This window comes from Heyndrickxia sp. MSNUG, from assembly GCF_049532715.1.
In the GTDB taxonomy this organism is placed as follows: domain Bacteria; phylum Bacillota; class Bacilli; order Bacillales; family Cytobacillaceae; genus Mesobacillus.
On record NZ_CP150978.1, the window covers coordinates 4,342,169 to 4,362,092 of the forward strand.

20 protein-coding genes and 2 riboswitches are annotated in these 19,924 nt (G+C 42.8%); of the genes, 9 read left to right on the forward strand and 11 right to left on the reverse strand.

Features of this window, described 5'->3' with window-relative positions:
• Positions 1–218: 218 nt before the first annotated feature.
• Positions 219–1,262, forward strand: coding sequence for an S-layer homology domain-containing protein (locus AABM38_RS21885; protein WP_423408267.1), 1,044 nt, complete (start codon positions 219–221; stop codon positions 1,260–1,262).
• 173 nt (positions 1,263–1,435) lie between these two features.
• Here the strand turns inward: AABM38_RS21885 and AABM38_RS21890 are convergent, their stop codons facing one another.
• Positions 1,436–2,716 (reverse strand): S-layer homology domain-containing protein, encoded by a 1,281-nt coding sequence (locus AABM38_RS21890; protein ID WP_423408268.1) that lies wholly within the window; start codon positions 2,714–2,716, stop codon positions 1,436–1,438.
• Between the two features lie 988 nt (positions 2,717–3,704).
• Positions 3,705–4,916, reverse strand: a complete 1,212-nt coding sequence (locus AABM38_RS21895; protein WP_423408269.1) for a hypothetical protein — start codon at positions 4,914–4,916, stop codon at positions 3,705–3,707.
• 149 nt (positions 4,917–5,065) lie between these two features.
• Here AABM38_RS21895 and AABM38_RS21900 point away from each other — a divergent pair, with 149 nt between their 5' ends.
• From AABM38_RS21900 to AABM38_RS21910, 3 genes are all read left to right on the forward strand, one after another.
• Positions 5,066–5,755: a glycosyltransferase family 2 protein gene (locus AABM38_RS21900; protein ID WP_423408270.1), complete on the forward strand. Its 690-nt coding sequence runs from the start codon at positions 5,066–5,068 to the stop codon at positions 5,753–5,755.
• Positions 5,756–5,817: 62 nt separating this feature from the next.
• Positions 5,818–6,306, forward strand: coding sequence for a DUF2304 domain-containing protein (locus AABM38_RS21905; RefSeq protein ID WP_423408271.1), 489 nt, complete (start codon positions 5,818–5,820; stop codon positions 6,304–6,306).
• Complete coding sequence (locus AABM38_RS21910; protein ID WP_335432731.1) at positions 6,293–6,658, forward strand: EamA family transporter; 366 nt, start codon at positions 6,293–6,295, stop codon at positions 6,656–6,658. Before AABM38_RS21905 ends, AABM38_RS21910 begins: the two co-directional genes overlap by 14 nt.
• A 108-nt stretch (positions 6,659–6,766) precedes the next feature.
• On the opposite strand, the gene AABM38_RS21915 is transcribed toward AABM38_RS21910, so the two are convergent.
• The 8 genes from AABM38_RS21915 to AABM38_RS21950 all read right to left on the reverse strand — a co-directional run bounded on the left by AABM38_RS21915 (position 6,767) and on the right by AABM38_RS21950 (position 15,390).
• Positions 6,767–8,419, reverse strand: coding sequence for a glycerol-3-phosphate dehydrogenase/oxidase (locus AABM38_RS21915; protein WP_423408272.1), 1,653 nt, complete (start codon positions 8,417–8,419; stop codon positions 6,767–6,769).
• A gap of 155 nt (positions 8,420–8,574) precedes the next feature.
• Complete coding sequence (gene glpK, locus AABM38_RS21920; protein WP_423408273.1) at positions 8,575–10,065, reverse strand: glycerol kinase GlpK; 1,491 nt, start codon at positions 10,063–10,065, stop codon at positions 8,575–8,577.
• Between the two features lie 169 nt (positions 10,066–10,234).
• Positions 10,235–11,077 (reverse strand): MIP/aquaporin family protein, encoded by an 843-nt coding sequence (locus tag AABM38_RS21925; RefSeq protein ID WP_423408274.1) that lies wholly within the window; start codon positions 11,075–11,077, stop codon positions 10,235–10,237.
• A 231-nt stretch (positions 11,078–11,308) separates the two neighbouring features.
• Complete coding sequence (locus tag AABM38_RS21930) at positions 11,309–11,854, reverse strand: glycerol-3-phosphate responsive antiterminator (protein WP_423410817.1); 546 nt, start codon at positions 11,852–11,854, stop codon at positions 11,309–11,311.
• Between the two features lie 177 nt (positions 11,855–12,031).
• Positions 12,032–13,210 carry a toxic anion resistance protein gene (locus tag AABM38_RS21935; RefSeq protein WP_423408275.1) on the reverse strand — a complete coding sequence of 393 codons (1,179 nt, stop codon included), beginning with the start codon at positions 13,208–13,210 and terminating at the stop codon, positions 12,032–12,034.
• A complete protein-coding gene (locus AABM38_RS21940) occupies positions 13,207–13,869 on the reverse strand; it encodes a 5-bromo-4-chloroindolyl phosphate hydrolysis family protein (protein ID WP_423408276.1) in 663 nt (220 codons plus the stop codon). The genes AABM38_RS21935 and AABM38_RS21940 overlap by 4 nt, the downstream gene beginning before the upstream one ends.
• Before the next feature lie 232 nt (positions 13,870–14,101).
• On the reverse strand, positions 14,102–14,650 hold the full coding sequence (locus AABM38_RS21945; protein WP_423408277.1) for a transposase: 549 nt from the start codon (positions 14,648–14,650) through the stop codon (positions 14,102–14,104).
• A 308-nt stretch (positions 14,651–14,958) separates the two neighbouring features.
• Positions 14,959–15,390, reverse strand: coding sequence for a VanZ family protein (locus tag AABM38_RS21950; protein WP_423408278.1), 432 nt, complete (start codon positions 15,388–15,390; stop codon positions 14,959–14,961).
• Between the two features lie 537 nt (positions 15,391–15,927).
• Positions 15,928–16,015: riboswitch (cyclic di-GMP riboswitch) on the reverse strand.
• A 195-nt stretch (positions 16,016–16,210) separates the two neighbouring features.
• Between AABM38_RS21950 and AABM38_RS21955 the strand changes: the two genes are divergently transcribed.
• The 4 genes from AABM38_RS21955 (at position 16,211) to AABM38_RS21970 (ending at position 18,499) form a co-directional block, all read left to right on the forward strand.
• Positions 16,211–16,672 carry a hypothetical protein gene (locus tag AABM38_RS21955; protein ID WP_423408279.1) on the forward strand — a complete coding sequence of 154 codons (462 nt, stop codon included), beginning with the start codon at positions 16,211–16,213 and terminating at the stop codon, positions 16,670–16,672.
• A gap of 51 nt (positions 16,673–16,723) precedes the next feature.
• Positions 16,724–16,807, forward strand: a riboswitch (cyclic di-GMP riboswitch).
• A gap of 21 nt (positions 16,808–16,828) precedes the next feature.
• Entirely contained in the window at positions 16,829–16,966 is a 138-nt protein-coding gene (locus AABM38_RS21960; protein ID WP_423408280.1) for a hypothetical protein, read from the forward strand.
• Between the two features lie 453 nt (positions 16,967–17,419).
• Positions 17,420–17,920 (forward strand): matrixin family metalloprotease, encoded by a 501-nt coding sequence (locus AABM38_RS21965; RefSeq protein ID WP_423408281.1) that lies wholly within the window; start codon positions 17,420–17,422, stop codon positions 17,918–17,920.
• A 21-nt stretch (positions 17,921–17,941) separates the two neighbouring features.
• Positions 17,942–18,499 (forward strand): hypothetical protein, encoded by a 558-nt coding sequence (locus AABM38_RS21970; RefSeq protein ID WP_423408282.1) that lies wholly within the window; start codon positions 17,942–17,944, stop codon positions 18,497–18,499.
• A 102-nt stretch (positions 18,500–18,601) separates the two neighbouring features.
• On the opposite strand, the gene AABM38_RS21975 is transcribed toward AABM38_RS21970, so the two are convergent.
• Positions 18,602–19,480, reverse strand: coding sequence for a helix-turn-helix domain-containing protein (locus AABM38_RS21975; protein WP_423408283.1), 879 nt, complete (start codon positions 19,478–19,480; stop codon positions 18,602–18,604).
• A gap of 161 nt (positions 19,481–19,641) precedes the next feature.
• On the opposite strand from AABM38_RS21975, the gene AABM38_RS21980 reads away from it, so the two are divergent.
• On the forward strand, positions 19,642–19,773 hold the full coding sequence (locus tag AABM38_RS21980; RefSeq protein WP_423408284.1) for a hypothetical protein: 132 nt from the start codon (positions 19,642–19,644) through the stop codon (positions 19,771–19,773).
• The last annotated feature ends 151 nt before the right edge of the window (positions 19,774–19,924 follow it).

Consider the following 19,924-nt stretch of genomic DNA (forward strand, 5'->3'; position numbering starts at 1 on the left):
ATATGTATACTGCCATTATCTGTATCTACCAAAATATTTTTACCACATTAAACAAATTTTGTCGAATGACGAAAACAGGATATAAGTAGGGTTTTTAACATAATAACCCTTATTTTTACCAGTTTATTAGGTTAGATAAAAACCTTAAATTACCAATATATTTATCTCTAAATAATCTGTAAAATTTAGCTGATTACTAGAATGAGGGGGAAAATTGAATGAAGAAAACGTTCGCATTCTTGTTAACTTTTACCGTGTTGTTCAGTTCGCTAGGTTCTTTCGCTTCAGCTTCTGTGACGTTTAAGGATATCAATTCGTCGCCAATGAAGTTTTACATAGAAGAGCTCGCGAAAAACAATGTGATTACGGGATATGCCGATGGAACTTTCCGTCCTAAGGAAAAATTGACCCGTGCGCAATTCGCCAAAATGCTGGCCCTGGCGATGGAGCTTCCATTGGATGCCAAAGCAGCGGCACAATTTACGGATTTGGCTGACTGGTCAAGGCCCTATGTGGGGGCGCTTGTAAAAGCGGACATTACTTACGGGAAATCGAATACTTTGTTCGGCTCGAACGCGTTGATTACCCGCCAGGAAATGGCGGTCATGTTCGTGAGGGCAATGGGACTTGAGGAATTCGTGGGATTGCTTGAATATGATCCAAGTTTTACGGATTTCAATAAAGTTTCAAGCTGGGCACAGCCGCATGTAGCCTTTTTGTATGATATTGGATTTATTGAAGGAAACGGGGAGTACTATTTCCCGCAGGATGCCACAACTCGTGAGGCGTTCGCCAAATTGACTTACCGCTTCAAGATGCAAGAGGATTTATATTTTGAACGTGCGCTGAACCGGATCATCCTTGAAATGGTGGAAGAAGCGGTTGACGTTACTTTGATCAACCCTGAAACAATCGAAGTGACCTATGATGATGGCGAAGTTGTTGAGTATGACATTGCTTACTATCTTGAAGGTGTATATATGAGTTTCCATTATGACTCATTAGCTTACCTCGATGGCTTCATGTGGCAGAAGATGACTTCCGCCGAAAAGAAAGAAATCATCATGTTCGCGATCCAGTATTGGGACAGCGAATACAGCGACTACATCCTGAAAAAATCACCAGAACAAGCCTACTCCATCCTGCTCAGCAGACTGAACAACTACTACGTCAACAGCACCAACAATAAAGACGACGTACTCAAGATGCTTTTGATGACAGCCAACGACACATACACAATCGAATACGTTGGTGGAGAATAACCATTTTCGCTTTAGCACACTACCGCATTGGGGGTCAGACCCCCAGCGGAGTGATGCGTTAAAGCACCGGGGGTCTGACCCCCGGTGCGGTGAAAGCGGGAACGCATTAAACCCCTGGGGGACTGACCCCCAGGGGTTTAATGCGTTAATGCGGAAGTGGAACCCCCCGCCTATTATTTTACTGTTACGTTTAGTGTTAGGGTTGTTGTGTTTTTTGCTGCGTCTGTGAATGGTGCTTTTAGGACGTAGCTGCCTGCTGGGATGTTGTCATAGACTGCGTCATTTACTAGTTCCCAGCTCCCTTTATTGTATTGCAATGTTCCCCATGTTTTGCCTTCGCCAGCTTTGGCAGCTTCAACTGTTGTTGAGTCCAAAGTAACGATTACGTTAGCTGGAGCAGTGCTGTATTTATCGACAACTGACATTTTCATGCCGTCAAGGTTGGCAACACCGTTTGTTCCAGTCAGTTCAACGTTTGCAGTTGTTTTTCCTGCGAAGTCGAATGCTACTGGAGTTGTTGTACCTGCAAGAGTGATAGAGCCTTTGCCAGCAACTGGTGCAGCAAAATCAACCGCCAATTCTAAATCATCGATCCATAAAGTTCCTTCTTTACCTTCAAGGCTTGGAGAGATATCAAATGTAACTGTCTTGCGGTCTGCAGAAAGTTCTGCGTTCAACAAGCCAGGAATGGTCATAGAGCCGTCCTTCGCTTCAAAGCCGATCATTAAGCCTTCCGCGATATCCTGTGCTGTATATTCCTCCGGAGCTGCTTCTTCAATTGTCACTTTAAGAGTGTTAGCGTCTACGATTTCAGCAGATTCTGCATAAGGCATATACATGTTCTCATCCATGAAGGTGAATGTTCTATAAAGGAGGTTGGCGAAATCACCGCGAGTAATGTTCAGGTTTGTTCCGAAAGAATCCTTTGTCTTGCCATAAGTAATCTCAGTGCCGTAAAGTGCTTCAATATATGGTCCAAATGCTCCCACTGCATCCTTGAATGTAGTTTCTGTAGCATAATCCTCAAGCTCGAAGCCCAAAACAAGGATTTTTGCCATAGCACCGCGAGTCAATGGTAGGTTTGGAGCAAACTTATCCTTGCTCACACCTGAGATGATTCCTGCTTCAGCCAAAGCATTTACAGAACCTTCGATACGCGGGATTAAATCTGTGAAACCTGCATCAGGAGCCTCTTCAGTATCAAGGCCAAGAGCGTTCGCCATGATGACAGCTGCATCTCCGCGAGTTAGATTCATGTTCGTTCCAAAAGTTGTATCAGACTTCCCGTTTACGATTCCCCAATCGTGAAGTGTGTAGACAGCCTCTTCATAATTTCCGCTTACATCTGAAAACACATGATTTTCATGTGCCATCGCTGCTGGAGCAACAGCAGAAACTACGATTGCAGCAGAAGTTCCAGCTGCAAGAAATTTTTTAAAAGAGTGATTTGCCAAGTTAATTCCTCCTGGAATAAGATTAATATATTAGTAAATTTACAAGAAATATCCTTTCTCGCTAAAAAGATTTTATCAAATTTAATGTTTTTGTAACACATGTAAATATTCCCTAATATATAGGGAATAAAATGGAATAAACAATGGGAATTTGACCTTCTCCTCCCTCTCGAAATTCCACATATTAGTCGAATTCACACGAGAGATTTGCCTATCAAATGGATATCATGATTGATATGCTCATTTCAACAGGTTTTAATAAGCAAGTTCAAGTTAAGGATAGTATAGGTGAAATTCATTTTGGCAGGCAGTACAGGTAGAGGGAAATCATCAGACTTGTAATTCAAGAGGGAGCAAGCTTATCTTCACTGGGCAACTATGAAGAGATTCTGGCCGCTCTCGGAGGCAATATCAAAACAAACTTAACGTTTGGTGAAATGTATAATATCCAGTCTAAATATAAGGAAGCTGGCAAAAAGATAGACCAGATCGAGTTAAAGGGGACGGGCAGCAAGATAGATGGAATTTATTATTATCAGGCAATGAGGCTGAAAACCAACGAGTACCAAAAGAGTTGTAGGCACATTTGGAGATTCTTGATTAAAAAATTTGAGGTTTTTTCAAAAAAGTTTTTTTAGGAAAAAATCCTTAATTTTTTTCCTCACTTTACCGATTTAACGTCCAAAATTATCCTAATGACAGTATTTTATCACTAATAAAATGGTGACAATAGCGAGAACTGTGATTTTTTAGCAGTTAATGTTTTATTTTACCATAATGAAATACCCTTATAAAAGCAAGTTAGCCAGCGTAAGCTATAGTAGATTTTGGTTATATAGCCACTTTGGGCTTCCCCCCTTCTTCTGGTAAAAGACGGGGGTTTTTTTATGTCTTTTTCCAAGGTCGCTGAACAAGCATCATGCTTACTTGACCATCTTTCCATAATATTAAAAAAGGACAAGCACAGTGCTTGCCCCTTCCTCAATACCTATTCTTCAACTTCTTTTTTTCGAAATACCCCAGTAACAAGCTGTGCAGCCAGGAAAGCCGCGAATGGCAGGTACACCGGAATGATTGGTGTGCGGTAACGCTGCCCGCCAACCAGCAGACCTGCTGAAGTCAAAGCCGCGAATCCGAGAATGTACAGCAAAATGAAAAGCAGCAGAATTCGATTTTCCTTCATTTTCAAAAAAGCCAGCAGTAATCCAGCGATACTCAAAATGATGGTGATCCAGTCAATCAGGAAAATCCCTTTGAAAAATAAGAAAAACTTGATGATGACCCTTTTGGCGGTTTCAATCGGTGAACCAAAAATATATCCAAAAGCTTCTTCCTTTAAAATCGCGCTTTTTTCAGAAAGCGGCACATCTTTTAACTCGTAAAAGATAGGCTCGACGTAATCCGGCAGCATATTCGAGTTATAAAAGCCGATATCGGATTCAGGGTTATTGGCAATATAGAGATTCATGCCGCTATAGTTTTCGAGAGTGACAAACTCACCGTGCAGCAGCTGGTTGTGCCAGCCGTTTATCATCAGGAGAACGACCGGAATAAGAAAAGCTGCCAGCGAGCTAAGTTTCTGCACTTTTTTTACAATAAAAAAGAGTGCAAACAGCAGGACAACCGGGAACATGAACAATAGATGCGGCCTGAATAACAGGCTTAAGGTCATAACGAATAACAGCAGGTAAAATGGTTTTTGCTTATTTTCCGACGTGATCCAGTTGATACTGATGTGCAATACCGCGAGTAAAAACGTGATAAAGATTGTTTCGGTCAGTAAATATTGCGGTCCGTTCAAAAGGAGGACCGGCTGAATTCCATATAAAATTCCAGTCAGGATGGCTGCAAGCTGTGACCTGAACACCTTGCCGGCCAAATAGCTGATGTACACACCGTTCAAGGCGAACAAAATATATTGAACGACGATAAACGGAGTCGGGCTTTTAAACAGCAGGACAAATGGCGCCAGGACCAGGGAAAATAGCGGCGGCACAATGATGTCCTCTTCCCTCACCGTGTTGATCAGGCCTTTGCCATTGACCAGATTTTCGGCAAGGTTGTAATAGAGTTTGCCGTCCGGAGTGACAACCATCGCAGGCTGCGGACCAGCTTTTATATAAAAGAGGAGACAGGCTTCGATGAATAGAAACAGCAGCAAGTAGTGGCCGGGCCCTACTTTTTCAAAAATACGCTTCAATGGATGTACCTTCCTTTATCTGTCTTATTTCAAAATAAGGATACACTAAAAAGGGAAACTGCAAAAGTCCCATTCCATCAGAATCCCTTCGCTTATCCTGTGTGCATTTGTTATACTTTGTATCGTAGTACAAACAAAGGAGCCTTGCAATGCATAATAAAGTGCTGATCATCATTCCTGCTTATAATGAAGAAGAAGCCATTTACCATACAGTAACAAACCTGATTGACTCCTGTGACTATGATTACCTCGTGGTGAACGATGGGTCAAAGGATCTGACGGCCCTGATCTTGAAGGAGAACCAGTTTAACCATGTCACCCTGCCGGTCAATCTCGGCATTGGCGGCGCGATGCAAACCGGTTACAAATATGCGCAGCGCCATGGATATGACTATGCAATCCAGCTTGACGCAGACGGCCAGCATAACCCTCGTGATTTACGCAATCTTGTAGAGGAAATCGTGCGTTCCGGTTACGATATGGTGATTGGGTCACGATTTGTGGAGAAGACTGCATATAAAGGAAGCCTGATGCGGAGGCTTGGAATTTTTTATTTTTACTATATGATTCGCTTTTTGGCGGGGATAAAAGTGATGGACCCGACATCAGGCTACCGCGTGGTGAACCGCCGAATCATTGAAGAATTCGCCCTTTATTATCCGATTGATTATCCTGAGGTAGAAGTTTTAGTGAAGCTTGCCCATAAAGGCTATAAAGTGAAGGAAATGAAGGTCGAGATGAACGCCCGACAAGGTGGACAATCCTCGATCACACCAATAAAATCGCTTTACTATATGATGAAGGTTACGTTCTTTTCTATTATACGTTCGGTTTTTTAAGACCCGTTTTCAACCTTTAATGCTTCTGTTTGAATATACGATCCGTTTTCTAGGAGGATTTCATGAACACTGTTCAACTTATCGCCATCATCGTTGCCGTATTTTTCCTGCTGCAGGTGATCTGGCTTACATCACAACATAAGCTGCATGACCAGCAAGCCTTCATGTGGATGCTGTTCGCGATTGGAGCTTTGTTCGTCGCCTTCGGCCTGCCTTATTTGAATCGTTTGGCCGTCGCGATTGGCGTGAGTTATATGCCATCGTTAATCTTTTTGATTGGTTTTTTCGTCGTCCTGTCGCTTTTGATGTACCATACAATGGTTTTTTCCCGTCAGCAGAGTAAATTGATTAACCTTGTTCAGGAGGTTGCCTATCTTTCCAAGGAGCTGGAGGATTTGAAGAATTCTCAGGCGGGGGTTGAATTTGGTAATGTTCCTGGTGGTGAGGATTCGAGAGATCGCAAGGCATCCGAGGGCGAGGCAATAAAACCCGGGCTTGCTGCAACAAATAATAAAGATATGAGCGGAGAACGACAAAATGAGCATTCTTAACTTTTTTCTGATCTTTTTAAATACACTGATCCTGGTCGGCGGGCAATTTTTGTGGAAGTTCGGACTGATGGGGCGCACAGATAGCTATCAGTCTGTTGGCGGAGTCGTCAAGCTGTTCCTCTCCCCTTACATCATGAGCGGTCTGTTCATGTACGGGCTGGCAACCGTGCTGTGGCTGTTTATCCTGACACGCGTGCCGCTCAGCGTCGCCTATCCAATCCAGTCCCTAGCCTATATCTTCGCCGTCTTCGGCGCCTACTTCGTCTTCAACGAACCCCTCACCATGCCAAAAATCATCGGCGTCCTGCTGATCATGGCAGGCGTATCATTAATTGGAATACAAGGGAGCTAAATTAGCTTTATCACTTTAAAGCCTTGGGGGTCAGACCCCCGGCGCTTTAACGCATTAACGCCCTGGGGGTCTGACCCCCAGGGCGTTAGTGTGTTAATGTCTTCTTGTTTATTGGATTGGGTTGGTTGCTGCTTTAATTTCTATTTCCAGTGCTGCTTCTTGTTTTTGCTTTTCTTCGTCTGTCCAGTTGAATCGGCCGGCCAGGTAGCTGCTGACTGCTTCTCTTGTCTGGAGTACTGTGTTGATGTTAAAGAGCAGGTCTCCTGTTCTTCTGAAATAGAAATCTACTAGTGTGGCGATCATTTCGTGTTCAATTCCATATACCAGCTTTGCAAAGGTTACGGCAGGCAGCCTGTATTGTTCTGCACTGGCTTTCTGTCTGTTAACGAGCTCAAACACAACAGGTGCATTGGATCCATAGAACCTTGCCAAGTGTGTCGCATCCTCTTTTGCAAGGCCAGCATTAACCCCCTGCTCTGCTGCTGCCGCAACAAACTGCGAAAACTTCTCTGAACCGCCAAAATCTCCTCCGGAAATCGGCAGGTGCTTTGTCTTTGATACCCCGTAATCTTTATTTTCCTCTGACCTGAACTTCTCCGCCACAACGTCTACAATCGTTTCGGCCATTTTCCGGTAACCTGTCAGTTTTCCTCCTGCGATGGTAATCAAGCCTGAGTCAGATTCCCAAATTTCATCCTTCCTTGATATCTCAGATGGGTTCTTCCCTTCTTCATGAATCAATGGCCTAATCCCCGCCCAGCTGGACTCGACATCCTTTTGAGCTGCTTTTACCTCAGGGAACATATAGTTGATTGCGTTGATCAAGTAATCCATATCCGCCTGGGTCATCCTCGGTGTTGCTTTTTCTTCATTGTAAAAAGTGTCCGTTGTGCCAACATACGTTTTCCCATTACGCGGGATGGCAAAGATCATCCTTTTATCGGGTGTGTCGAAGTAAACAGCCTGCTTTAACGGGAATCGCGACTGATCGATGACGATATGCACACCCTTTGATAAAATCAGCATTTTCCCTTTTTTGGAGCCATCTTTTTCCCGTAAAATATCCACCCATGGACCTGTGGCGTTAATGATTTTTTTCGCAAGGATTTTATATTGTTCACCAGTCAGCTGGTCTTTTACCAGCACGCCAACCACTCGGCCGTTTTCATAAATCAGGTCTTCAACCTTTGAATAGTTTAACGCTGTTGCTCCCTTTTCCACCGCCGCTTTCATGACTTCGATGGTCAGACGGGCATCGTCTGTGCGGTATTCTACGTAGTAGCCTCCGCCTTTAAGGCCTTCTTTTTTAATAAGAGGCTCACGTTGCAGCGTTTCTTCCTTCGAAAGCATGCTGCGGCGCTCGCTCTTTTTTACACCTGCCAAAAAGTCATAGACCTTCAGCCCGATTGAGGTGGAGAAGCTGCCGAATGTTCCGCCCTGATGCAGAGGGAGCAGCATCCATTCAGGTGTCGTCACATGTGGTCCGTTTTCATAGACGATCGCTCTTTCCTTGCCTACCTCGGCGACAACCTTTACATCCAGCTGCTTCAGATAGCGCAAGCCGCCATGAACTAGCTTTGTTGATCTGCTCGAAGTTCCTGCTGCAAAATCCTGCATTTCCACAAGGGCAGTGCTGATTCCCCTGGTCGTTGCGTCAAGCGCAATCCCTGCTCCGGTAATCCCGCCGCCGATCACCAGCAAATCAAATTCCTTTTCCTTTAAATTGGAGACTATATCTGTACGTTTTACATTCGTAAACATTGTTATTTCCTCCTTTAGACAGAAAAAGAGACCGCGAAAAACATCACCCATTTCATGGTAATGCTTCGCGGTCTCTCCAGTTCTCCTGCCGATTTATTAACTTGTTATTAGTATATCAAATTTTTAGTAAAAAAGATATTGTCATGCTGTGAAATTTATTTGAATGCCATTGCCGCTTTAACCGCTTTTTTCCAGCCGCCGTAAAGCTGATCACGGTCTTCATCAGACATTTTTGGTTCAAATGATTGATCGATCGCCCATTGTTTAGCGATTTCTTCCTGGCTCTCCCAATATCCAACCGCCAGGCCTGCAAGGTATGCCGCGCCCAATGCAGTCGTTTCGTTGACAACCGGACGTTCTACCGGAACGTTCAAGATATCACTCTGGAAGTTCATCAAGAAGTTATTTTTAACCGCACCGCCATCCACTCGAAGCGTCTTAAGCTCAATGCCGGAGTCAGCTTCCATCGCGGACAATACGTCCTTTGTCTGATAGGCAAGTGACTCAAGCGTGGCGCGGACGAAATGTTCCTTACTTGTGCCGCGGGTAAGTCCGAATACCGCCCCTCTTACATCGCTGTCCCAATACGGAGTTCCGAGGCCTACGAAAGCAGGTACTACATACACACCATCAGTGGACTCGACCTTTGAGGCATAATCCTCGCTGTCCTTCGCATTTTTCAGCATCCTCAAACCGTCACGCAGCCATTGGATGGCCGACCCTGCCACGAATATGCTGCCTTCAAGCGCATACTCCACTTTCCCATTCAGGCCCCATGCAAGGGTCGTTAACAGGCCGTGCTCAGAACGAACTGCTTTTTCACCTGTATTCATCAGCATGAAGCAGCCTGTTCCGTAAGTATTTTTCGCCATGCCCTTCTCAAAGCATGCTTGGCCGAACAATGCCGCCTGCTGGTCACCCGCGGCTCCGGCAATCGGAACCTCCTGGCCGTAAAAATGGTAAGCGACTGTCTCAGCGTAGACTTCTGAAGAAGGTTTTACCTCCGGAAGCATGGATGCAGGAACTCCAAGGATTTCTAACAGCTCCTCATCCCACTTAAGGTCGTAAATATTGAACATGAGCGTACGCGAAGCATTGCTATAGTCCGTAACGTGGGCACGGCCGCCGGAAAGCTTCCAGATGAGCCAAGTATCGATCGTGCCGAACAGCAGCTTGCCATCCTCGGCTTTCTGTCTCGCGCCCTCTACATTGTCAAGGATCCATTTTACCTTTGTGCCAGAGAAATAGGCGTCAATCAGCAAGCCCGTTTTCTCTCTGAAAAGGTCGTTGTAGCCTTTTTCTTTCAGTTCATCACAAATTCCGCTTGTCTGCCTCGATTGCCAAACAATTGCGTTATATACAGGGACTCCCGTTTCCTTATCCCATACGACCGTCGTTTCACGCTGGTTTGTTATCCCTATTCCCGCTATTTGCTCAGGTTTAACATTAGACTCGGATAAAACACTCGCAATGACAGCAAGGATGGAGCCCCAGATTTCATTTGCATTATGTTCCACCCAGCCCGGTTTCGGAAAATGCTGCGTAAATTCCTTCTGCGCCACATGGACAATTTCCCCAGCCTTATTAAAAAGAATCGCCCTCGAACTAGTCGTTCCCTGATCCAGAGACAAAATATACTTTTCCATTTAGTAATTCCTCCCCTTTATAAATAAATTCAATTAGCCACCATCACACTAAAGCGTTACCGCGCTGGGGGTCAGACCCCCGGTGCTTTAACGCGTTAATACCCTGGGGGTCAGACCCCCGGTGCGGTGGTGCGTCACACTGCTGAAGTGCGGGCTGTTTTCTGATGCTTTATCTGTTATATGGTTTTAATTTGCCTATTTTAGAAGAATCCATTTCGCCTTCTTGCTTTTTTCCTACTGTATAAGCTAATGCTAGACTTAATGCAACTATACCAGTTACGACCCAAAAAGTCGTAGTAAGTTCACCTGCGAAAAATGCCTGATAGAACACGGCTCCCATTGCGCCTCCTAAAAGCGGGCCGACAACCGGAATCCATGCGTAGCCCCAGTTGGAGCCTCCCTTGCCTGGGATTGGCAGAATAAAGTGGGCAATTCTTGGCCCAAGGTCACGCGCCGGGTTGATGGCATACCCCGTTGTCCCTCCAAGCGACATACCGATGGCAACGATTAATAGGCCAACTGCAATTGGATTCAACCCTTCTGTAAATTTGTTCGCTCCAATGAATAATAATCCTAATACTAGAATAAAAGTTCCGAAAACTTCACTAAATAAATTTGAAAATGTATGCAGAATTGCGGGTCCCGTTGCAAAAACCCCTAATTTTGCTCCCGGGTCTAATGTTTCCTTCCAGTGCGGCAAATAATGAAAGAATACGAGTGACGCACCGATGATGGCTCCAATCAACTGGGCTAGCATATAGCCTGGTACATCTGCCCATGGAAACGATCCATTGATTGCAAGTGCAAGTGTAACAGCCGGGTTCAAATGCGCTCCGCTGATAGAACCTACGGCAAAAACGCCCATAGTGACCGCGAGTCCCCATGCAATGGTAATGACAATCCATCCTGCATTGTTCGAGTAAGATTTTTTGAGCGTTGATCCCGCTCCAATTCCGGCACCAAAGACAATTAATATCATCGTACCAATGACTTCTCCCATGAAAGCTGACATAGATCATTCCCCTTTCCTGCTGCTTAATTTTGTTCGATAGATGGCAGGCGTGACAGATAAAACAAAAAAGGGAGACCCACAACAGTACACACCAAATAAATTGGCGTATCTGTGTGAATCTCCCATTCTCCGTCACGTCTATTAACTTGTAGTTGAGTATACTAGACGATGAAAACGCTGTCAACATGCTTACTTTTAATATTTTATTTTTGACGTAGAATGGTTAAAAAGTCAGGCAAAGTGATGCCATATTTCTTTTTGCGACGTGGTCACTGCGACCGCACCGGCTTCTAACGCATTTTCCACATCTTGAATCGTCCTTATTAGACCACCAGCAAACAAAGGGATATTCACTCGTTCGTTGACCTCTGAAATTAGTTCGGGTATCAATCCTGGGAGTACTTCAATATAGTCAGGCTGCGTCTTTCCAAGCAGCTTATAGCTTTTTTCAAGAGCATGCGAATCTAGCAAGAACACCCTTTGTACAGCGATGACCCCTTTTTGTTTCGCCTTTAAAATCACATTGGATTTTGTTGATATCAAACCATATGGCTTGTACTCCTGACAAATAAATTCTGTAGAGTAATCATCGGCTTTTATGCCATGAATCATATCCATGTGATACAGCATCTTCTTCCCATGAGCCTCCGCCATGGCATTCACATTTTTTAGCTGCGCTATATGCATTTCAAGAAATACCCCTATTTCGAAAGGGGTTTTCAAAAATCGCTCAAAGTCCTTCATGTTAGAAGAAGCCGGCAGAATCCTTTGATCCATCATTCTCATCCTTTTTGTTTAATAATGTTTCAATGATAGGGTCAAACGGATTAGAAAAGCAAGAGGGTGTAGAAATAGAAAAAAAAGGGGATGGTTTCCTTCTAGAGACCATTCCCTTTACCACTTTAAAGCGCCGGGGGTCTGACCCCCGGCGCTTCACCGCATCAATGCACTTCTTTAGTTCCCTTTTATTTCGAGCAGCTTGACTCTTAATTCATTTTCCATTACTGCAAGGTCTTGCTCGGCCATGCGGCGTTTTGTACGGCCTTCTTCCTGGATTCTCAGTGTTTCTTCTAGTGTGGAGATCAGGTTTTCCTGGGTCTTTTTCAATGTTTCGATATCGACCAGGCCACGCTCGTTTTCTTTGGCTGTTTCAATTGTGTTGGTTTTTAGCATTTCTGCGTTTTTCAGCAGCAGGTCATTGGTTGTCTTTGAAACCTGCTTTTGTGCTTCAACGGCATGGCGCTGCCTGATCAATGTCAAAGCAATCGCAACCTGGTTTTTCCAAAGTGGAATTGCCGTTACGATTGATGATTGAATCTTTTCGACGAGCGCTTGGTTCGTGTTCTGGATCAGCCTGATTTGCGGCGCGCTTTGAATGGTAATTTCACGGCTTAATTTCAAATCGTGCAGCCTTTTATCGAGTCTGTCGGCAAACTGGATCATGTCATTGACTTCCTGGAACTTCATCTGGTCATTCGTTTCCGCTGCAGCCTTTTTCAGCGCAGGAATCGTTTTTTCATGAAGCTCTTTCAGCTTGATTTCCCCTGCTGCGATATAGATATTCAACGCATGGAAATATTCTTTGTTCGTTTCATACAATTTTTCCAGCATGCCAATGTCTGAAAGCAACACATTCTTGCTGCGGTCAAGCTTTACACTGATTCGGTCAATCTGCGCACCGGTCTTCTGATACTTGGACAGGACTTCCTGGATGGTACCGCTCATTTTCCCGAACATTCGTGACAGTAAGTTTGGCTTTTCAGCACGCAATTCATCAGGGCTCACCTGGTTCAGGTGCTTCATCAGGTCGCTGATAATATCGCCAATCTCGCCTACATCCTTTTTCTGGACATGTTCAAGCATTGCGTGCGAAAACGTCAGCAATTTCCCCTGTGCCTGTGTTCCGTACATAATCATCGCCTGGTGGTTCTTCGGGTCAATCTGCTCCGCCAGCTGATAAGCCTTCGCCCGATTTTCCTCAGGAATCACATCGACAAGTTTTACCGGCTTGCTTTCCTGCTCAGGGCTTACTGCTTTCATAGCAAGATCTCCCTGCTCGCCAAACGGGTTCGCAAGAATATCGTCCATAATATTTCCGCTGTTTTTTAACAAATCGAGGTCTTTCTCATTCATTTCTTCGTCCTCCATTTTCCTTCAAGGTATTTCGTTTCTTTTACCGTATTCAGCCTATGCTTGGCGACATCTATTTCAAAATTCAAATGGTCATAATCATCCGACAGGACATGGTAGAGGTCTTTTTCGACAACGCCTGCCATATCAATCAAAGTGCGCTGAGTGTCTTCGAGTGTATACTGCATTTCACGATTCACCTTGGATTGTGAGGTTAGAAAAGCATACTTCTCGGTAAGTTCAAGGACAGAATCCAGATGTGAAAAATAAAACGTCTCCGCCTGGTAAAATCGCTTCGGTTCCCTTTTGGTCAGGTTATAAATATTCCGGACCATCCGGATCAGTTCCATTCGCTGCTTCAGCGACCGGATATGGCGAATCGAAAACTGGACCTTTTGCAGGCGTTTGATCTTCGTTTTTGCCTCATCAAGATTTTTCTTTATATATTTATATTCCCTTCTCGTCAGGCCATGTTTTTTCAAAAATTTGGTCTTCATATAGCTGCCGAGACCAAAATATACTAGCCCTCCGGCTGCGATTGCAATCAGGGAAGCCACCCCGAATGTCTGATCAAATCCAGTATAGGTGAGAAGCCAAACGAACATCGTCGCCGGTATGGCGGCCAAGGTGCGGACAAAAAATGAAAGAATCGGGTTCATCATCAAAACACTCCTTCATGGAATCCTTCCTATGTATACGATTGACACACGGTCAACGTTTCACTTTATTCCATACTTCCATATTACCCATAAAAACTCCTGCTTTTAACGGACTGGGAATGTAAAGGTTTCTAAGACCTGAGACTGATTTTTATATAAAAAACCACCCCATTGCCAAAAATTGAATGGGGTGGTTAGTGAAAGAATGATGGTGACGGACGTTAATGTAAACAACTCACTTTATAAGAGCTATTTCGTTTTCTATTATTCTCTTGTAATGATCTTTTTTAGGTTCAGGGAAATAGGAAAGGATTCTTTCGGTTGAGATATGGGGATTATGGGAATCAGACGCATACGCGGAATAACTGCTCCATTTGTAACGAGCCGGATCCTGAACGATATCGCCTTCTACCGGATTCAAGTGGATATATCTGCTGGCGTTAAGAAAATATTCTGGCGAGTCGACCATTGCGGATTTATAGCGCCCCTGGAAGACATGTCCGACCAAGTCGTGACGGTAATTAAAATAGATTCCATAACGGGAGTTCAGCATTTTCATAATTTCCTGCGGGTGGTGGTTGATGGTTTCTAACAGAAGATGAAGGTGGTTTGTCATCAGACAATAGGCGTGGAGAGTGAATGGGAAGTATGTACGGGTTTCCTCAAGCAGATCCATGTACTTGAGTCGGTCTTTGTCATCCATGAATATAGACATTTGCCGATTGCCCCGGTCAGTGATGTGATAGACCGCGCCAGGATACCAATTACGTGGTTTACGAGACATTGATTACAGCTCCTTTGTATTAGATTCAGCCTTACTAGAGGATGGCTACACCCAGCCTCCTTTCTTTATATGTCAGATTCATTATATCATCAAAAAGGATAAGACCAATAGCTGCCATTCCCTCTGTCTGCAAAATCCCACCCACCCTAAATCTGTTCACCCAAACAAAGCTTTAAATCACAAACAAATAGCAAGATTAATAGATTCCTCCACTTAAAGAAGCTGCAACAATACCGTTTTAAAGCGATGGGGGTCTGACCCCCACCCCATTAACGCATCACCGTACCGGGGGTCTGATCCCCAACGGATTAACGCTTTAGTGTGGAGGGGTTTTGTTCTTTGGCAATAATGTTTTGGATTAATGCTCCTACGGCAATGCCTAAGCCTCCACCTATTAGATCGAATCCTACGTCGAATAGTCTTCCTCCTCTTGATAAGTACAGCTGCAGGAATTCTGTAAGGATCGCAAAGGATATGATAAATAGAATGGTTTTAATGTTATTTGTCTGGATTTTTAATAGGAAGCCTAGAATGACGAACGCGATTAGATGTCCGACTTTTTGTAATATAAAGGGTTCTGTAAGTTCTGCTGGGAGTGCGAGGAACAAATCTCCAAATTCAGGATTTGAATTCCAGGAAAAATATACTTGAAGCAACTTGTTCTCTAACTCGAATCTCGTCGTACAAGTCATCAGGAGTATTACCATTGTCCAAAAGACTAATAGAAGGTTTTGAAGCAAATTACCCCCTCCCTTTTACCTGCCATTATAAACAAGAACAAGGCACTTCATACTATCTTATTCCCGAACCTTGTCGTTTCTTATCGAGAACATTTTGTTTAATTTTGTTCTTTATTTAGTTAAAATTGAATTAACAATTTTCGGGAGGTTCTTTAAAAATGCCTTTGCTTCACATGAAGGAAGTCTATACTCCGCTCAAACATATCGGGATTAAAGTATTTAAGTGCAAAGAGGGCCATACTTATATTAAATTTTGGAACAAGCCCCGGAAAAGAATGTCACTTTAAGTACGACAAATAATAAAACGAGCAGACAAAAGTCTGCTCGTTATATTTTTGATACTAGAAAAATGGCTTGCCTGCCGTGATAGGCTGCCCTTTGTCGTAATTGATTTCTTAGTTTTTTACAAAGTGCATCTTGCATCAACGCCTCGTTATGCTTCTGTAAATATAAATGAAATTTGTACCTAAACTTTAACATTGTTTTTAACACATCGGCTTCCTCCTTTTAGCCACATAAAATCGCAGGAGAGTCGTGTTCGGAAACTGGCTGACGTAGTTGAGTTGCAACTTTAGTCCCTGTAGCTTTGCGTCACCATTTTTCAATGATTTTGCCCTTATCGTACGTTTTATGTGTTTTATAATTTGAAATTACCAAATTTAAACACATTTGTTAAGGGACTTAAGAACTATGAAAATGAAATTGTTAATTACTTTTTACTACCCTTCTCTGTCCTATTCCAAACGCTTTTCTATAGAATAAAACCCCAAAATTGGACATATGATTTGAAGAACTTCTTAATCAAGGGGTTGTTCATATAATGAAAAGGCAACACCAGTTGCGGATTCTTCCTATATTTATTGGTATTTCCATTCTCGTTTTTATCTTTATTGTTTTACGTATATTCATGTTCGGACTCTCTAATCAAGCTACTCAAACAGTTGAAAAATTTTATGCATATGAGCAGGAAGGCAATTTTTCAGATTCCTGGAGTCTTTTTCACCCTTACATGAAACAAAGATTCACTAAGTCAGAATTTATCCAGGATCGAGCTCATGTTTTCATTGGTCATTTTGGCGCAGAAACCTTTACATACGAAATAAGTAAAGCCGAAAAGTTTGATAAGTGGACACCTGAGAATGGACAAAACGTTGTTAAAAATGGCTATAAAATGGTCGTTACGCAAAATTATAATGGCAAGTATGGCAATTTCAATTTTCAACAGGTCGTTTATGTTGTAAAGCATAAAGGAGAATGGGTCATATTATGGGACTATAATTAATTCCAATTTTTTTTGCAAATTTGCTATTAAAATATATACTAGACTAGCCGATATAACCAAAGGCAAAATCACTGAAAAGTGGTGACGCAAAGCTATAGGGGCCTCCGTCCAGAACAAGGCCAGCCAGCTGCCATCAATTACAAAGGAGAAATGTTGATGTCTACTTATACTTGGCTTACACCAGAGGAGAAGCAAAGAAAGAAAAAAAGAAATAAGACCATTATGTATGCTTCCCTGCTGCTGCTATCCGTTGTTTTAAGCGCATTCGTGACAATACTAGCAAATCAAATATAAGCCTCTAAAAAAGATCTCAGCGTCCGCTGGGATTTTTTTATACCCCTTATCGCCTCCCTGCATTAACGCATCACTGCACTGGGGGTCTGACCCCCAGGTTATTACCGCTTTAAAGCGCCGGGGGTCTGACCCCCACCACTTCACCGCATAGAAGTTTTTCTTCTTTTGTATGAATATTTTTCGTTGTAGGGGTTTTTTTTTCGGGGGTTTGGGTTTGTTTTTTTAAATTTAACGTTTTTTCCTCTGGTTGAAATTTCTATAAATCCCTAAAAATTCTTCATTTTTCGCTCGAATCCTCTGTTTTTCTATACACCGAATACTTATGAGAATATTTAAACAATTAAACTTTCCCTCCTGCTATACTCCTCTTATAGGTTGGCCAACCTTTACAACTGTTGTTACAAGCACAGCTGAAATTTTTTGAATTCATAATGATTAAAGGTGGGATAAGAAATGAAGAAATTCATTAAAAAAAGTATTATTGTTGGAGCTTTAGGTCTAATGCTTCTGCCTTCAGCTGCTTCTGCTCATTTTCTAGGCTACGATTCCGTTGATGGCAAGGAAATTCGCTGGGGTACTTACCACGGTTCTACAAAATGGACAACCGCCCGAGGCGCAGCTATTACAACCTGGAACGGCCTGAATCCAATCAATATACTAGGAGATACTTCAACGACAATAGAAGACCTTTCTTTTGTTGACGCGAATCGCTCTGATGTCACTTGGGCTGGTTTATACAGCAATTTATCAGGAGCAGACAGAATCCAGCTGAACAACTATTACCTGAATGGCTATACAGCTGCTAAAAGGCAGAACGTCTTCACTCACGAGCTGGGACATGCTCTTGGTTTGGCACACAGCACCTCCGATCAAATTATGTATGCCTATGTAACTTCCAAAACAAGCTTAGGCTCGCACGACAAATCTGACTACCATTCCCTTTGGGGCTATTAATTTAAAGGAGGAAAAGCCAATATGAAAAAGATTACATTCACTTTAACTCTAGCAGCCGTTATTACAGGTGGCTTTTTGGGAGCTAATTATATTAACAACGAACATGCAAGCGCCGATAATGTGATTAGGCTGGAAGCACACGCTAATTTCATTGACGATTTTTCAGATAAAAAGAAGCTCGTTGGCGCAACGAATAATGTTTTCGTTGGAAAAGTCATCGAACAAGCTGGTACAAAATCGCTTGATGGCGGTCCTGAAACTCAATTTACTGTTGAAGTCATTACAAATGTAAAAGGAAAGCTATCTGGCCAAGTCCTTGTGAACCAGCAAGGCGGCTACCAGGAAAACTCAGAAGGACAAACTGAACTTCTGCTTATTGAAGACGATCAGCTTCTCGTGCCAGGAGAAACATATTTATTTGCCACAAGATACTTAGAATCTGAAAATTGGCATACTGTAGTGCCGGCTTTTGGCGATATCAAAATCGATAGCGACGCTAAAAGGTCTGATTTAATGAAGGCATTTAAAGAGGCTTATAAGAATGAAGTCGTTCCTGGGGATTTAAAAGATAAGAAATAAGTGATGCGGCTAAGGTGTAGAATCATTTCTACACCTTTTTACTGTCTGGCTTGCTGCAGCTTGTCCAGGATCAAAATTTACAGTGCACAGCTCGCCCCAAGATCACTGCCTGAACAGCGCCAGCTTATCCTGCACCATTTGGATGTAGCTTTCTTTTTCATAAAGAGCAAAGATCGTTCCGGCTTTTTGGAGATACACGATTCCCTGTGATACATCGCCCCGCTCTGCATAAATGAATCCCTTTTGGTATAAAAGCTCGCCCATTAAATAGCTGGACTCCTTCTCAAGCGCCAGATTTATTCCTTTATTCGCGACGTTCAATGCTTCATGGTTATTATTCAGCTTGTAATAAATCTTGCTCAAATTATAATAAATCCGGATCAATATCGTAAAATCCATTGAATAAAGCGCCCTGCTATAAATCTCCTGGGCTCTCAAGAAGGAGTTCTTCGCTTCCTCCCATTCCTCCTTTTCCCCATGAATGATGCCGATGCTATTGATGATTTGAATATCCTGCTCGGTCGCCTGGATGGAGTCCTTCATATCAAGCGCTTCCTTCAGCACATCGATTGCTCTCGATGAATCATGTTCCAAGTAATAAATACACACCCCTCTATGCCAATGGATAAATTGAAGCTCCTCTATATTTTGAAAGCTCGGATGCTTCTCCAGCTTATTGATCAGCCGCCTCACTTCCTTATAATCTTTCTTTTTTATATGCTCTCTCACGTGATTTTTTGATTGAGAGACGAACTCGTAATGCTCTTTAGAGATTTGGTTGATGAAATGGCTCGTGTTGATGCCTAGCCTTTCCGATATTTTTACTAGCGTGTGAATATACGGACTGATTTCCCCTGTTTCGATTTTACTGATTTGCGATTGGCTGCAAATACCGCTGGCTAAGTCTTTTTGGCTGATCCCAAGCTTCACTCTGATTGAATGAATCGATTCTCCTAGATTTTTAAAATTAAATTCCTTCATATGTAAATCTCCTAACCTATTCAAAATATTCCTATAAGAATATTAGCGATTAATAAAAAGTGATTTTATTAGAAAATTCGCATAAAACCCCTCAATATGACAATACACCCTAAATACCTATAAATTTCGAACGTGGTATATTTTACTCAGGAGGGATTAAGATGAAAAAAATATCAAAAGTATTATTTGGAATCGCACTTCTAGGTATAATGTCATTATGTGTTCCTGTAGCACAATCGGCTGTTCATGCTGCCGGCCCTATTGAAAATGTCGATTTACCTTTTGAGCATTAGGAAATTAAACGATTAAGTTAATAATAACCTTTTTAAGAAATTTATGTAAAAATTTAATTAGAAGAACTAAAGACACGTTGTAAATAATACATCGTGTTTTTTTCTTTTTCTCCTTAACGCATCACCGCACCGGGGGTCTGACCCCCAATGG

What these genes read in the sequence shown, in the direction of transcription:
- AABM38_RS21885 (WP_423408267.1), top strand. Translation starts at nt 219, where the DNA reads ATGAAGAAAACGTTCGCATTCTTGTTAACTTTTACCGTGTTGTTCAGT.
- AABM38_RS21900 (WP_423408270.1), top strand. Translation starts at nt 5,066, where the DNA reads ATGCATAATAAAGTGCTGATCATCATTCCTGCTTATAATGAAGAAGAA.
- AABM38_RS21905 (WP_423408271.1), top strand. Translation starts at nt 5,818, where the DNA reads ATGAACACTGTTCAACTTATCGCCATCATCGTTGCCGTATTTTTCCTG.
- AABM38_RS21910 (WP_335432731.1), top strand. Translation starts at nt 6,293, where the DNA reads ATGAGCATTCTTAACTTTTTTCTGATCTTTTTAAATACACTGATCCTG.
- AABM38_RS21915 (WP_423408272.1), bottom strand. Translation starts at nt 8,419, where the DNA reads ATGTTTACGAATGTAAAACGTACAGATATAGTCTCCAATTTAAAGGAA.
- glpK (WP_423408273.1), bottom strand. Translation starts at nt 10,065, where the DNA reads ATGGAAAAGTATATTTTGTCTCTGGATCAGGGAACGACTAGTTCGAGG.
- AABM38_RS21925 (WP_423408274.1), bottom strand. Translation starts at nt 11,077, where the DNA reads ATGTCAGCTTTCATGGGAGAAGTCATTGGTACGATGATATTAATTGTC.
- AABM38_RS21930 (WP_423410817.1), bottom strand. Translation starts at nt 11,854, where the DNA reads ATGGATCAAAGGATTCTGCCGGCTTCTTCTAACATGAAGGACTTTGAG.
- AABM38_RS21935 (WP_423408275.1), bottom strand. Translation starts at nt 13,210, where the DNA reads ATGAATGAGAAAGACCTCGATTTGTTAAAAAACAGCGGAAATATTATG.
- AABM38_RS21940 (WP_423408276.1), bottom strand. Translation starts at nt 13,869, where the DNA reads ATGATGAACCCGATTCTTTCATTTTTTGTCCGCACCTTGGCCGCCATA.
- AABM38_RS21945 (WP_423408277.1), bottom strand. Translation starts at nt 14,650, where the DNA reads ATGTCTCGTAAACCACGTAATTGGTATCCTGGCGCGGTCTATCACATC.
- AABM38_RS21955 (WP_423408279.1), top strand. Translation starts at nt 16,211, where the DNA reads ATGAAAAGGCAACACCAGTTGCGGATTCTTCCTATATTTATTGGTATT.
- AABM38_RS21960 (WP_423408280.1), top strand. Translation starts at nt 16,829, where the DNA reads ATGTCTACTTATACTTGGCTTACACCAGAGGAGAAGCAAAGAAAGAAA.
- AABM38_RS21965 (WP_423408281.1), top strand. Translation starts at nt 17,420, where the DNA reads ATGAAGAAATTCATTAAAAAAAGTATTATTGTTGGAGCTTTAGGTCTA.
- AABM38_RS21970 (WP_423408282.1), top strand. Translation starts at nt 17,942, where the DNA reads ATGAAAAAGATTACATTCACTTTAACTCTAGCAGCCGTTATTACAGGT.
- AABM38_RS21975 (WP_423408283.1), bottom strand. Translation starts at nt 19,480, where the DNA reads ATGAAGGAATTTAATTTTAAAAATCTAGGAGAATCGATTCATTCAATC.
- AABM38_RS21980 (WP_423408284.1), top strand. Translation starts at nt 19,642, where the DNA reads ATGAAAAAAATATCAAAAGTATTATTTGGAATCGCACTTCTAGGTATA.